This is a genomic window from Mesorhizobium sp. URHB0026, assembly GCF_054059755.1.
Map to the genome: position 1 here is coordinate 4,748,402 of NZ_JBSSCN010000001.1, position 12,697 is coordinate 4,761,098.

At 63.1% G+C, this 12,697-nt stretch carries 13 protein-coding genes; 7 read left to right on the forward strand and 6 right to left on the reverse strand.

Translation table 11 applies throughout. The features are described from left to right. Positions 1-62: 62 nt before the first annotated feature. Positions 63-563, reverse strand: coding sequence for a (2Fe-2S)-binding protein (locus ACVWWD_RS23435; protein ID WP_023769931.1), 501 nt, complete (start codon positions 561-563; stop codon positions 63-65). Between the two features lie 308 nt (positions 564-871). Between ACVWWD_RS23435 and ACVWWD_RS23440 the strand changes: the two genes are divergently transcribed. Both ACVWWD_RS23440 and ACVWWD_RS23445 read left to right on the forward strand, forming a co-directional pair. Continuing rightward, entirely contained in the window at positions 872-2,008 is a 1,137-nt protein-coding gene (locus ACVWWD_RS23440; protein WP_352548993.1) for an FIST signal transduction protein, read from the forward strand. 14 nt (positions 2,009-2,022) lie between these two features. Next, the gene (locus ACVWWD_RS23445) at positions 2,023-3,363 is read left to right on the forward strand and encodes a hybrid sensor histidine kinase/response regulator (protein WP_352548992.1); all 1,341 of its coding nucleotides are present in this window, start codon (positions 2,023-2,025) and stop codon (positions 3,361-3,363) included. Between the two features lie 14 nt (positions 3,364-3,377). Here ACVWWD_RS23445 and ACVWWD_RS23450 read toward each other — a convergent pair whose 3' ends face one another. Then, positions 3,378-4,061 carry a response regulator gene (locus ACVWWD_RS23450; RefSeq protein ID WP_023769928.1) on the reverse strand — a complete coding sequence of 228 codons (684 nt, stop codon included), beginning with the start codon at positions 4,059-4,061 and terminating at the stop codon, positions 3,378-3,380. A 228-nt stretch (positions 4,062-4,289) separates the two neighbouring features. Here ACVWWD_RS23450 and ACVWWD_RS23455 point away from each other — a divergent pair, with 228 nt between their 5' ends. From ACVWWD_RS23455 to ACVWWD_RS23465, 3 genes are all read left to right on the forward strand, one after another. Then, the gene (locus ACVWWD_RS23455) at positions 4,290-4,985 is read left to right on the forward strand and encodes a fumarylacetoacetate hydrolase family protein (RefSeq protein ID WP_352548990.1); all 696 of its coding nucleotides are present in this window, start codon (positions 4,290-4,292) and stop codon (positions 4,983-4,985) included. A 4-nt stretch (positions 4,986-4,989) separates the two neighbouring features. Beyond that, complete coding sequence (gene maiA / locus ACVWWD_RS23460; protein ID WP_352548989.1) at positions 4,990-5,640, forward strand: maleylacetoacetate isomerase; 651 nt, start codon at positions 4,990-4,992, stop codon at positions 5,638-5,640. A gap of 137 nt (positions 5,641-5,777) precedes the next feature. Then, entirely contained in the window at positions 5,778-6,821 is a 1,044-nt protein-coding gene (locus ACVWWD_RS23465) for a zinc-dependent alcohol dehydrogenase family protein (RefSeq protein ID WP_023769925.1), read from the forward strand. Between the two features lie 12 nt (positions 6,822-6,833). Here the strand turns inward: ACVWWD_RS23465 and ACVWWD_RS23470 are convergent, their stop codons facing one another. Then, complete coding sequence (locus tag ACVWWD_RS23470) at positions 6,834-7,724, reverse strand: DMT family transporter (RefSeq protein ID WP_352548987.1); 891 nt, start codon at positions 7,722-7,724, stop codon at positions 6,834-6,836. 106 nt (positions 7,725-7,830) lie between these two features. Between ACVWWD_RS23470 and ACVWWD_RS23475 the strand changes: the two genes are divergently transcribed. Then, the gene (locus tag ACVWWD_RS23475) at positions 7,831-9,231 is read left to right on the forward strand and encodes an aminotransferase-like domain-containing protein (RefSeq protein ID WP_457103438.1); all 1,401 of its coding nucleotides are present in this window, start codon (positions 7,831-7,833) and stop codon (positions 9,229-9,231) included. A gap of 120 nt (positions 9,232-9,351) precedes the next feature. Here ACVWWD_RS23475 and ACVWWD_RS23480 read toward each other — a convergent pair whose 3' ends face one another. From ACVWWD_RS23480 to ACVWWD_RS23490, 3 genes are all read right to left on the reverse strand, one after another. Beyond that, on the reverse strand, positions 9,352-9,849 hold the full coding sequence (locus ACVWWD_RS23480; protein ID WP_352548986.1) for a MaoC family dehydratase: 498 nt from the start codon (positions 9,847-9,849) through the stop codon (positions 9,352-9,354). Between the two features lie 261 nt (positions 9,850-10,110). Further along, on the reverse strand, positions 10,111-10,539 hold the full coding sequence (locus tag ACVWWD_RS23485) for a phasin family protein (protein WP_352548984.1): 429 nt from the start codon (positions 10,537-10,539) through the stop codon (positions 10,111-10,113). Positions 10,540-10,645: 106 nt separating this feature from the next. Continuing rightward, complete coding sequence (locus ACVWWD_RS23490; protein WP_457103439.1) at positions 10,646-11,941, reverse strand: DUF445 domain-containing protein; 1,296 nt, start codon at positions 11,939-11,941, stop codon at positions 10,646-10,648. 273 nt (positions 11,942-12,214) lie between these two features. Between ACVWWD_RS23490 and rirA the strand changes: the two genes are divergently transcribed. After that, positions 12,215-12,679: an iron-responsive transcriptional regulator RirA gene (gene rirA / locus ACVWWD_RS23495; protein ID WP_023783150.1), complete on the forward strand. Its 465-nt coding sequence runs from the start codon at positions 12,215-12,217 to the stop codon at positions 12,677-12,679. Positions 12,680-12,697: the final 18 nt, after the last annotated feature.

Sequence of the window (12,697 nt, forward strand, 5' to 3'; positions counted from 1 at the left end):
GTGAGGACAGCCGCCGGTTCAGAACGATTACTGACTCCCGACTACTCCACTCCTCTTTTCCCTCACGCCGCTTGCTTCGCCTTGCCCCTGGCCCCCTTCGACATCGTCGTCGATGCGGCGAGGATGGCTTTCACGATGTTGTGGTAACCTGTGCAGCGGCAGATATTGCCTTCGAGTTCTGCCCGCACCGTGGCCTCGTCGAGGCCTTCGGGGTGGCGGTTGATCATGTCGGTCGCGGCCATGATCATGCCCGGCGTGCAAAAGCCGCATTGCAGACCATGATGTTCCTTGAAGGCTGCCTGGACGGGATGGAGGTCGGCGCCGTTGGCCAGGCCTTCGATCGTAACCACGCTCGACCCCGAGGCCTGGGCCGCGAGCATGGTACAGGACTTCACCGCCTTGCCGTCGACATGGACGACGCAGGCGCCGCATTGGGAGGTATCGCAACCGACATGAGTTCCGGTCAGGCCGAGATTCTCCCGCAGGAAATGGACGAGCAGCGTTCGATCCTCGACAGCACCGCCGACCCGCTTGCCGTTCACCATCAACGAAACGTCCGACATAGCCCCTCCCTGGGTGTCAACCTTGGTCATTACGCTGCCGACGCGCCGCTGGCACTTCGGCCTTGCTAGTCGTACACCGCACAACGCACAAACAACAGCACGACGGAAAAGGCGGATCATTGTACTTTCGGTCATGGCCAGAGCACCAAAGCGCATTCCTCGGCCCCATTGCCAAAACGCCTCCTGGCGGCAACAATGCCCTCGTCGCCCGCGCGCCAGAAGCACTTGAAAAGCCGCGCACAAGAAGGCGTCGGAGGAAATGCGGGAGGACGCCGCTGACAAGCTCACGGACGCGCTACGCATGCGGCTTGTCGGTGCTGACCACGGACGAGCCCGACCCGGATGTCTTCGCACGAGCGGTAGCCGCCGAGGCCGCCGCCATCAATGCCGGCTTTGCCCTCGTGTTCTTTTCCCAGAGCCTGATCGAGGCCGGCGCCCTCTCACGGGCACTCTCGGCCCACGCGCCGTGTCTCCACCATGCAGGCTGTTCCACCGCCGGCGAGATCACGCCGCAGGGGCTCGAGGAAGGCCATATGCTGGCGATGCTGCTGCCCTCGGCGTCGTTCACGGCGGTCAGCACGATGGTCGACAATCTATCGACGTCGGGCATGGACAGGATCACCGAAGAGGTCGAGGCCCTGCGGCGCACACTGCGCGCCCGGCTCGGCGGCGAGCAGACCCGCAACACCTTCGCGCTCTGCTTGATCGACGGGCTGTCCTATGCCGAGGAAGCTGTGAGTTCGGCCATCCACTGGGGTCTCGACGACATACCGCTTCTTGGCGGCTCGGCCGGCGACGATTTGAAATTCGAGACGACGCGCCTGATCTCGAACGGCAGGGTCACTTCGGACAGCGCCATCATCGTGCTGGTCGCCACGGAAATTCCGTTCCACGTCTTCAAGACCGACAATTTCGTTCCCACCGACGAAAAGCTGGTGGTGACCGCGTCCGACCCGGATCACCGTGTCGTGCGGGAATTCAACGCCACAAATGCAGCGGAGGAATATGCCGCTTCGGTCGGGATCCTCCCACAGACCCTGACACCGTTGAGCTTCGCCTCGCATCCGGTGGTGGTGAAGGTGGGCGGAGAATATTACTGCCGCTCGATCCAGAAGATGCACGCGGATGGCTCGCTGTCGTTCTTCTGCGCCATCGACGACGGTGTAGTGCTGTCGATCGCCCAGCCCAAGGACATGGTGGACGCGACACGAGCGGCATTGCGCGAGGTCGAGGAAAGGCTTGGCGGCATCGATATGATCCTTGGCTTCGACTGCGTGCTGCGCCGGCTGGACGCACGCAACAGGCAGGTCTTTCGCGACATTTCGGAACTCTACCAGGTCAACAATGTCATCGGCTTCGGCACCTACGGCGAACAATATCGGTCGATGCACCTCAACCAGACTTTCACCGGCATCGCTTTCGGCGACCGCCAGGCGGCTGAATAGAGCGGCGCAACAGCATGCCGCTCAGGGACATAAACGATCTCGACAGGCTGAAGAAGATCAACGCCGCCCTGGTCAGCCGCGTCGAGCGCTCGATTGACCAGCAAGGCAATGCCTTTTCGCTGTTCCAGACCGCGATCTCGCTGGAAAGCCGAGTGCGTACGCGCACCGAGGAACTGCATTCGACGTTGCGGCGGCTGGAGCAGTCGAACATCGACCTCAGCGCCGCCAAGGAAAACGCCGAACAGGCGAACCTGTCCAAGACACGGTTCCTCGCCGCGGCCAGCCACGACGTACTGCAGCCGCTGAACGCCGCCCATCTCTCCGTCTCCGCCCTTGCCGAGGTGCAGACCAGCGATGAGGGAAAGAAGCTCGTGCGGCAGGTCGAGCGCTCGCTGGAAACGATGGAAGACCTGCTGCGCACCTTGCTCGACATCTCCAAGCTCGACGCCGGCGTGGTCCAGCCCGACATTGGCGACGTCAGCCTGGAGGCGCTGTTCTCGTCGCTGCGCTCGGATTTCCAGCCCGTGGCGGAATTGAAGGCACTGTCGCTGAAATTCCGGCCGGTCAACGCCGTAGTCCGCTCGGACCGAACTCTTCTGCGCCGCATCCTCCAGAATATTCTCTCCAATGCGCTGGGCTATACGCGCTCGGGCGGCGTCCTTGTCGGCACACGCCATCGCGGCGACACCATCCGCATCGATGTCGCCGACACGGGCTGCGGCATTCCCGAGGATCAGCGCGAAGCGGTGTTCGAGGAGTTCCACCGCGGCACCTTGCCGGCTACTGCCGAACTCGACGGCGGCGGTCTTGGGCTGGGGCTCGCCATCGTGCGCCGCATGGCCGGCGCACTCGGCCATCCCGTGACGTTTTCATCCAAGGTCGGCCGCGGCACCATCTTCCACATCGATGTCCCCGTCGGCCTCGGCGCGCCCGCCGATGCCATCGCCAGCGCCGCTAGCATGGAGCGGCCGCGCGGCTACGGCCTGTTCGGCAGCAAGGTGCTGCTGGTCGAAAACGACGCCGAAGTGCTGGAAGCCATGACCTTCCTGCTCGAACGCTGGCAGTGCCTGGTGCGCGCCGCGACCTCGACCGCCGATGCGCTGGACATGCTTGGCGACACCGACTGGGTGCCCGACATCGTCATCGCCGACCAGCATCTCGACGGCGGCGATCTCGGCACTGCTACCATATCGGAGGTCCGCGACTATCTCGGCCGCGCCGTGCCGGCGCTGATCGTCACCGCCGACAGCTCCGAAGCCGTGGCCAAGGCAGCACGGGCCGGCGGCATCGAACTGATGCGCAAGCCGGTGAAGCCGGCGCAGCTAAGGGCACTGTTGGCGCATCTGCTGGCTTAGCGGGAGGGTTTGGTTCAAAACCCTACCTGATCCCGAAACAGCTCGGCACTGTCCAGTTTCGAGACCTCGATCACCGCTTGCGTCCGGCTATACACATTGAGCTTGCGCAGGATCTCAGACACATGCGCCTTGACCGTGGTCTCGCCGACCTGCAGCTCGTAGGCGATCTGCTTGTTGAGCAGGCCCTGGCGCAGCATCTGCAGCACGCGCAATTGCTGCGGCGTCAGCTTGGAAAGCCGCTGCACCATATCGGCGCGATCGGTGCTGTCCGCCCCCGGCGGCAGGCCCTCATAGGTTTCAGGCACATAGATCGCGCCGTCCATCACCGAGCGAATGGCGGCGGCGAGATCGCTCTTGCGCGCCGATTTCGGAATGAAGCCGGCAGCGCCGTAGGACAAGGCCTCGGAAATGATTCTCGGCTCCTCATGACCCGACACGATCACCACCGGCAGGCGCGGATAGCGGGTCCTGAGCTGCAACAACCCCTCGAAGCCGTGCACGTCGGGCATGCTGAGGTCCAGAAGCGCAAGGTCGAAAGGCTTTGCGTCGGCCAGCAAGTCCAGCGCCTCGGCGATCGAGCGCGCCTCGACCGTATCGACCTCGGGATAAGCCATTTGAACGGCGCTGTGCAGCGCCTCGCGAAACAGCGGATGATCGTCGATGATAAGGAACCGGGCGCGATCGGTAGGGGCTGTCATGGGGCTCGTTCCGGTTTACCGGGCACACCATAGTCTCCTGACCATGGCCGGATTATTGGCAAATAGTCTATCGCCGTTGAACAGGATTCATCGCTGCAAAAATGATCGGAAGCCTGGATTCCTTATACAGCCACGGCGAAGGCCACGCTTTATGAAAAGCGACGCCTTGCCCGCCTCCGGAAATCGGCCGAATGTGCCGCCAACTCCCCATCAAACGCAGAGACCGTCATGACCGCCTTTGTCCTTCCCGCCCCGCCAACGCCTTCTGTCGCCATTGCGGGTTCCGGCGAACGCTTTGCCGTGCGGCGCATTTTCTGCGTCGGGCGCAACTATGCGGCGCATGCGCGCGAGTTCGGCAATGACGATCGCGATCCGCCCTTCTTCTTCACCAAGCCGGCCGACGCGGTGGTCGATTCCGGCACTGATATCCCCTACCCGCCGCTGACGGAAAACCTACACTTCGAGATCGAGCTGGTGGTGGCGATCGGCAACTCAGGCTTTCGCATTGCCCGCGGCAAGGCGCTGGATCATGTCTGGGGCTACGGCGTCGGCATCGACCTCACCCGCCGCGACCTCCAGGATGCCGCCAAGAAGGCGGCGCGGCCCTGGGACTGGTCGAAGGCCTTCGACCGTTCCGCGCCCTGCGGCCCGCTGGTTGCCGCGGAGAAATCCGGTCACCCGGCGAAGGGGCGCATCTGGCTCGCCGTCGACGGTGTGGTGAAACAGGATGCCGACCTCGCCGAACTGATCTGGCCGGTATCGGACATCGTCTCGATCTGCAGCGAAGGCGTGGAATTGCAGGCCGGCGACCTGATCTTCACCGGCACGCCCGCCGGTGTCGGCGCGATCAAGCCGGGTGAAACGATATCAGGCGGTGTCGATGGCATCGGCACGATCGAAGTGACGATCGGCCAACGGAAGTGACCGTATGAGCGCCATTGTCCTGCACAACTACTTCCGCTCCTCCACCTCGCACCGGGTGCGGATTGCCCTGGAGATGAAAGGTGTGGGCTATGACTACATCCCGCATCACCTGCGCCATGGCGAGCATCTCGAAGCAGCCTATCTCGCGGTCAATCCGCAGGGGCTGGTGCCGGCACTGATCTGGAGCGACGGCATGCTCCTGACGCAATCGCTGGCGATCATCGAGTTTCTCGACGAGACCATACCTGAACCCCCGCTATTGCCGAAGGATCCGCCGAGCCGGGCACGAGTGAGAATGCTGGCGCAGATGATCGCCTGCGACATCCACCCGGTGAACAATCTGCGCGTGCTGACTTCGCTGCGCACCCTGTTCGGCGCCGGCGACCAGGATGTCGCCAACTGGTTCCGGCATTGGGTCAATGAAGGATTTGGACCGCTCGAAAAATTGCTCACGGCGTCGCCCGAAACCGGCGCATTCTGTCATGGCGAGGCGGCGGGGCTGGCCGACATCTGCCTCGCCGCGCAAGTCACCAGCAACGCCCGCTTTGGCGTTGATTTGACGCCCTACCCGACAATCGCTCGTATCAATGCCGCCTGCATGGCGCTACCCGCCTTCCAGAAAGCCGCGCCACAAAACCAGATCGACGCCGAATAGAGTTGTCACCGACCCCGCATTCAAGGCGCGCCGGGCACACATACGCGGTCCAAACGCCGCGCTCGAATCGATTTCCGCTTGACCAGACAGGGAATCGGCTATCGTTTCCCTGAGTCCGTGCAAGGGTGGAGTTGCCGATGAAAGCCGTCGTCTTTGAACAGTTCGGCGAAGCGCCGACGATCCAGACCGTGCCAGACCCGAAGCCGGCGGCCGATGGCGTCGTCATCAAGGTCGAGGCGACCGGGCTTTGCCGCAGCGACTGGCACGGCTGGATGGGCCATGACGCCGATATCCGCCTGCCGCATGTGCCGGGCCACGAACTGGCCGGCGTCGTGGTTGCTGCCGGCAAGCACGTCACCCGCTGGAAGGCGGGCGAACGCGTAACCGTGCCGTTTGCCGTCGGCTGCGGCCACTGCTTCGAATGCACATCTGGCAATCACCAGGTCTGCGAACATCAGTCCCAGCCTGGCTTCAACGCCTGGGGCTCATTCGCCGAATATGTCGCTATCGAACACGCCGACACCAATCTCGTGCGCCTGCCCGATGAAATGGAGTTCGCGACGGCCGCCAGCCTCGGCTGCCGCTTCGTCACATCGTTCCGCGCCATTGTCGATCAGGGCCGGGTAAAGCCCGGCGAATGGGTGGCGGTGCATGGCTGCGGCGGCGTCGGCCTGTCGGCAATCATGATCGCCAGTTCGATGGGCGCCAATGTCATCGCCATCGACCTCACCGAGGAGAAGCTGGACTTCGCCAAACAGATCGGCGCCGTGGCGACCATCAACGCTTCGACGACACCGAACGTCGTTAAGGCCGTCAAGCAGATCACCGATGGTGGCGCTCACATGTCGATGGACGCGCTCGGCCATCCGACGACGTCCTTCAACTCGATCGCCAACCTCCGCCGGCGCGGCCGTCACGTGCAGGTCGGCTTGATGCTGGGCGAACACGCCCGCCCGCAGGTGCCGATGGACAAGGTGATCGCCTTCGAACTCGAAATCCTCGGCACTCACGGCATGCAGGCCTATCGCTACCCCGCGATGATGGAGATGATCCGCCACGGCAAGCTCAAACCCGAACTGTTGGTCGGCAAGAAGATCAGCCTCGACGAAGCGCCAGCGGCCTTGATGGCGATGGGCGGCTTCGAGGGTATCGGCATTGGGGTGGTGACGAAGTTCTCGTGAGGGTCGGGATCGCTATGCAGCCGCACGGCGCGGCAAATCCTGCTTGGCAAACTTCTTCGCGCCGAAAACGCAAAGCACCACGCCGAGCGTGACGACGATCATCATCGGACTGACCTGTTCATGCAGCAGCGTCGCCGCTAGTGCGAGCCCGAAGAATGGCTGCAGAAGCTGCAACTGCCCCACCGCCGCAATGCCGCCTTGCGCCAGGCCGCGATACCAGAACACGAAGCCGATGAGCATGCTGAACAGCGAAACATAGCCAAGACCGATCCAGGCATTGGAGCCGACGCTGGCGAAGGATGGCGGCAAGGTCGCAAAGGTCAGCACCAGCATGACCGGCAGGGACAGCACCAGCGCCCAGCAGATCACTTGCCAGCCACCGAGCCTGCGCGACAGCGCGGCACCCTCGGCGTAGCCAAGGCCGCAGGCGATGATGGCCGCCAGCATCAGTCCGTCGCCGGCCGGCGAAGCCGTCACGCCTTGCGCAAGCGCAAAGCCCGCCACCAGGGCACTGCCCAGGCATGAGAACAGCCAGAAGGCCGGCCGGGGCCGTTCACCGCCGCGCAGCACGCCGAAGATCGCGGTCGCCAGCGGCAGCAGGCCGACGAAGATGATCGACTGGGCCGAGGTGACATGCTTCAGCGCCAATGCCGTCAGCAAGGGAAAGCCGACGACCACGCCAAGCGCAACGATGATGAGCGACAGCAAGTCTTGACGCCCGGGGCGCTTCTCACGAAACACAAGCAGCAGCGCGAGACCGAGCAGGCCGGCAATGACCGCGCGGGCCGATGTCAGGAATATCGGATCGAGATCCATCACCGCCACGCGCGTCGCGGGCAACGAACCGCTGAAAATCAGCACGCCGATAAATCCGCTCACCCAGCCGCTCGCCGTCTTGTCCATCGCAGGCTCCGTTTGTCTCGCCCTCTATTGGGCCTGCAGCTATGGCGCCACCAGAGACAATGCAGTACAATTCGACAAAACTGTCATGGTTTTCTGGACGGTACAGATGGATGAAGCAGTCAGGCTCGACAGCGGCGGAACTCTCGTCGAAGGGGTCATGGCCGCCATCCGGCAGCGCATTGCCGCGCGCAGCCTGACGCCTGGAGCAAGGCTGCCCTCGATCCGCGCTTTCGCCAAATCCATGCAGGTGTCGAAATCCACGGTGGTCGAGGCCTACGAACGGCTTGCCGCCGAAGGCGCGATCCGTTCGCGGCCCGGTTCCGGTTTCTATGCCGCCGGGGCGCTGGCACCGCTGTCGCTCGCTGAGATCGGTCCCCGGCTCGACCGTGCCGTCGATCCGCTCTGGGTCTCGCGCCAATCCCTGGAGGCTGGCGACGAGGTCCTGAAACCCGGCTGCGGCTGGTTGCCGGCTTCATGGATGCCGCAGGCCGGGCTGCGCCGGGCATTGCGCACGGTCGCGCGTGCCGAAGATGTCGCGCTTGCCGATTACGGCACGCCGCTCGGGCTGCCGCCGCTGCGGCAATTGCTGGCGCGGCGCATGGCCGGGCACGGCATAGAAGCCACCCCCGACCAGATCATGCTGACGGAATCGGGCACCCAGGCCATCGACCTCTTGTGCCGGTTCCTGATCGAGCCCGGCGACACCGTGCTGGTCGACGATCCCTGCTACTTTAATTTCCACGCTCTGCTGCGCGCCCACCGCGCCAAGGTCGTCAGCGTGCCCTACACGCCGTCAGGGCCGGACATCGAGCTGTTCGCCCAGGCGCTCGCCGAACACCGGCCGCGCCTCTACATCACCAACTCGGGCATCCATAACCCGACCGGCGCGATCCTGTCTCCGGTGACGGCCCATCGTTTGCTCAAACTGGCCGACCAGTCGGATCTGACCATCGTCGAGGATGATATCTTCGCCGACTTCGAGCACATTCCTGCCCCAAGGCTGGCGGCGTTCGATGGCCTTAGTCGCGTCGTCCAGATCGGCAGTTTCTCCAAGACACTGTCGGCGTCGGTTCGCTGCGGTTTCATCGCCGCGCCCCGTGACTGGATCGAGGGCCTGACCGATCTTAAGATCGCCACGACTTTCGGCGGCGGACGGCTGGCGGCCGAACTTGTGCTGATGCTGCTGAAGGACGGCAGCTACCGTAAGCACATGGACTTGCTTCGCGCCCGCCTTTCGCGGGCCATGGGCGAGACCAGCGCCCGGCTGAAAGCGATCGGCATCACACCCTGGATCGAGCAGCCGGCCGGACTGTTCCTGTGGTGCACCCTGCCGGAAGGCGTGGATGCGGCCGAAATCGCCCGCCGTGCGCTCGCTGACAACATCGTGCTGGCGCCCGGCAATGCGTTCAGCCTGTCGCGGTCCGCCAGCCGCTTCCTGCGCTTCAACATCGCCCAGTGCGCGGACGAGCGGATTTTCAAGGTGCTCGAAACGGCGATGGCTCGCTGACATCGCACGCGCCTCCCGTTGCCTGGAAAACTTCAGGCTGCTAGTCGACTGCTCGCACATTCGAGGGAATGTCGGCGCAATCATTTTTCGGGACGGCGGTATGGCCTGGCGGGTCGCCGTTCAGGCCCCTGCCCGTTTGCGGCGCTCGTAGAGCATGACGAGTGTTTCAGCCATCAGCGCCGGCTTTTCCTCGCCTTCGATCTCGACCGTGTTGTCTGCCTTCATCAGATACTGGCCCGGGCCTTTGTCTTCCATGGAAAGCAGTGTCGTGCGCAGGCGAATGCGTGCACCGACCTTGACCGGCGCCAGAAAACGCACCTTGTCGAAACCATAGTTGAAGGCTGCCTGCGTATTCTCGGGCACGATCCCCATTTCGAGGGCCAGCGCGCCGATGATCGACAGCGTCAGATATCCATGCGCGATCGTGGTGCGGAACGGGCTTTGCCGCCGCGCCCGTTCAGGATCGACGTGGATCCATTGATGGTCGCCGGTGCATTCGGCGAACTGGTTGATACGGTTCTGGTCGACCGTGGTCCATTCCGAGACGCCGAGCTCCTGTCCGGACATCGTTCTCAGCTGCTCGTAGGTTGGCGGCGTTTTAGGCCGTACTTCCGTCATTCCTGCTTTCCCGATCGCTTCCAAAGCTTCCGGACCACGAACCGGCGGCCTCTGTCAATTCGTCCCGCGCAAAATCCGTTCCGGCGGATTCGCGCTCACTCGTGGCATGTCTTGCCAGGCGATGGCAGGCGAATTGGGTCTTTTCCGACCTTTTCGGACTGGCGGGAGCTTATGGCGTGGCGCTAATGCAACTGTGCGAAAGGTTGCGGTATCGGGAACGGGGTGTGCCCGGCCGAGAGCGGAACGACAGCCCATGAGAACCTACTTCTCCCCGTAACCGGCGCGGACCTCCTCCATCGCCTCCTTGATGCGCGCGCGCAGGATGTCGATCGATTCTGTGCCTGATTTCCTGGCCAGCTCAGCCACTTCCCCGGCGTTCTTGAGCGCAGCCTCGAAGGATTTTCTAGCAAACTCCGTCTGCCTGGCCATCAACTCCTGCGGATTGCCCGATGCGCGGTAGCTCTGCGCCATGTCGGCGATTTCACGCAGCGTGTCCTGCAGCATTTCGCGTTGCCTAGACAACAGCGAGGACGTCCCAGCCGCCCCGGCACGCGCGAATTTCTCCAAAGCTTCGAGATTCTTGCGGTGATGCGCAAGAATCGCTTCGACATCCACATTCGGCACCTTCAGGTCACGGCCGAACCTGCCGAACATTTCCATGAAGGAATCGGATTCCGATTGTCTGGCCATGATTCTCATCTCCCCTTTGCCGCGGTCGCGGTCGCCCTCATCGAGGAGAATAGCACTCGAACGCCTCGTGTCCATTTCGAACACGGGCCTAGGCGATCGATAGGGATCAATTGACTGGGAGCAGCAACTCGATCGTGTAAAGTACGATGCCCGCCAGCCCGCCGATGATCATGCCGTTGAAGCGGATATATTGCAGGTCCCTGCCGATGTTAATCTCGATCAGGCGGGTCAGTTGGGCGAGGTCCCAGCGGTTGACCTGGTCGGCGATGAATTTCGACACACCGCTCTTCTGGCTCTCGACAAAAGAGGCGAGCGCCATCACGAATCCTTGGTTCATGTCGGCCCGGATCTGCGCGTCTCCGGCAAGATGGCGGCCGACTTCGACGAACATGTTGGCTAGATGCTCCCTGATCAACGAATTCGCCGCCCTGGCGTCCTGCTCGATGAACAGGCTGAGGCTCTCCCACATGTCGCCGGCCAGCGCCCTGATTTCGGGTCTGGCGAGGAAGTCGCGCTTCATTTTCTCCGCTCGCCTGGCATATTGCTTGGACGTGCGCAGCTGCTCGACGAAACCTTGCGCGAAACGGTCGAACTCGGCACGCATCGAGTGGTCGGGATCGGCACGCACCTCGTCCAGCAAGGAGCCGGCCGAAGCGACGATCTTCTTCAGGAGATAGGCGTCGGCCCGGAACAGGTTGAACAGCGACGGCAGTTCCTCGCGGATCTTGTCGCGCATCGTCGCCAGCGCCTGTTCGTCGTTGAGAAACCGGCCGATGACCTTGATGAACTCGTCAAACAGCTTCTGGTGGCGGCGGTCGTCGGTGAGCGCCGACAGAAGTTCGGCCGCAAGCGGTGCCAGCGGCACCTTTTCGATCTGTTCGAGCATGCGGCTGGTGACGAAGCCGCGCAGACCGGATTGTTCGACGGCGGCAAGCGTCCGCGGAACCAGCCGCACGACGAAACGCGACAGCCCGGCGGCACGTTCGGCATCGGCCAGCCAATCGGCCACGAGCGCCGAAAAATCAACTTCGCCGAGTTTTTCACGCACCGGTTCCGGCGCCAGGAAATTGACCTCGATGAAACGGCCGAGATTGTCGGCGATGCGGTCCTGGTTTTCCGGGATGATGGCCGTGTGCGGGATCGGCAGCCCGAGCGGCCGTTTGAACAGCGCCACCACCGCATACCAGTCGGCGAGGCCACCGATCGTTGCCGCCTCGGCAAAGGCGGCGACGAAGCCGAGCCATGGATAGCTGCTTTGGAAAGACTTGGCCAAGGCAAAGACCACCACGCAGAGTGCCAATGCCGCCGTGGCGACGAACTTTGTCCGCCGTAGCGCGGAAAGCTTGTCGCCAGCGTCGGCATCGAACCGCACTGGCGCCAGGGGTTGGTCGGACTGAGCCATGGATGGGCCGCTCCTCGTCTATTTCAGGCCTATCTAGTGCCGCGGCCGGAATGCCCGTGGCAGCCGGTTTGTCTGTCCCGGCTTTTGCCCGGTGACGCACGTAAAGTTGACGAGCCTATTCATCTATGATGCCCGGCTAGTCTGGAATTATTCCAAGGTATAGGCCATATTCCGTCGAAACCAGTGCAGCGATCCGGATTCCGGACGAGGGCCGCGCCAGCAAAGTTTAGAATCTGGCGTGGTTGCATCAGATCAGCGCCGAGTGAGGACAAGATGCGGCTTACGCGCCAAACCAACTATGCCATGCGCATTCTGATGTATTGCGCCGCCAACAATGACCGGTTGAGCCGCATCCCGGAGATCGCGGCCGCCTATTCGGTGTCGGAACTGTTCCTGTTCAAAATCCTGCAGCCTCTGGTCGAGAACGGCATGGTAGAGACCGTGCGCGGGCGGAACGGAGGGGTACGGCTCGGTCGTGCCGCCGAATCGATCAGCCTGTTCGACGTCGTGCGCGTGACCGAGGAAAGCTTTGCCATGGCGGAGTGCTTCGAGAACGATGCCGCCGAATGCCCCCTGATCGACAGCTGCGCGCTGAACTCCGCATTGCGCGAAGCGCTCAACGCCTTCTTCGATGTGCTTGCCCGCTACACGATCGCCGACCTTGTGGCGGCACGGCCGAATGTGCGCGCCCTTCTCGGCATCGACATGCTGACGGAGCGCCGCGCCCCGGCGGCTTGATCACTGCCGCGTCGCGCG

Coding starts and splice junctions, on each gene's coding strand:
- ACVWWD_RS23480 (WP_352548986.1), bottom strand. CDS start 9,849: ATGACGGAAGTACGGCCTAAAACGCCGCCAACCTACGAGCAGCTGAGA.
- ACVWWD_RS23450 (WP_023769928.1), bottom strand. CDS start 4,061: ATGACAGCCCCTACCGATCGCGCCCGGTTCCTTATCATCGACGATCAT.
- ACVWWD_RS23465 (WP_023769925.1), top strand. CDS start 5,778: ATGAAAGCCGTCGTCTTTGAACAGTTCGGCGAAGCGCCGACGATCCAG.
- ACVWWD_RS23470 (WP_352548987.1), bottom strand. CDS start 7,724: ATGGACAAGACGGCGAGCGGCTGGGTGAGCGGATTTATCGGCGTGCTG.
- ACVWWD_RS23490 (WP_457103439.1), bottom strand. CDS start 11,941: ATGGCTCAGTCCGACCAACCCCTGGCGCCAGTGCGGTTCGATGCCGAC.
- ACVWWD_RS23485 (WP_352548984.1), bottom strand. CDS start 10,539: ATGGCCAGACAATCGGAATCCGATTCCTTCATGGAAATGTTCGGCAGG.
- ACVWWD_RS23455 (WP_352548990.1), top strand. CDS start 4,290: ATGACCGCCTTTGTCCTTCCCGCCCCGCCAACGCCTTCTGTCGCCATT.
- ACVWWD_RS23445 (WP_352548992.1), top strand. CDS start 2,023: ATGCCGCTCAGGGACATAAACGATCTCGACAGGCTGAAGAAGATCAAC.
- ACVWWD_RS23435 (WP_023769931.1), bottom strand. CDS start 563: ATGTCGGACGTTTCGTTGATGGTGAACGGCAAGCGGGTCGGCGGTGCT.
- maiA (WP_352548989.1), top strand. CDS start 4,990: ATGAGCGCCATTGTCCTGCACAACTACTTCCGCTCCTCCACCTCGCAC.
- rirA (WP_023783150.1), top strand. CDS start 12,215: ATGCGGCTTACGCGCCAAACCAACTATGCCATGCGCATTCTGATGTAT.
- ACVWWD_RS23475 (WP_457103438.1), top strand. CDS start 7,831: ATGGATGAAGCAGTCAGGCTCGACAGCGGCGGAACTCTCGTCGAAGGG.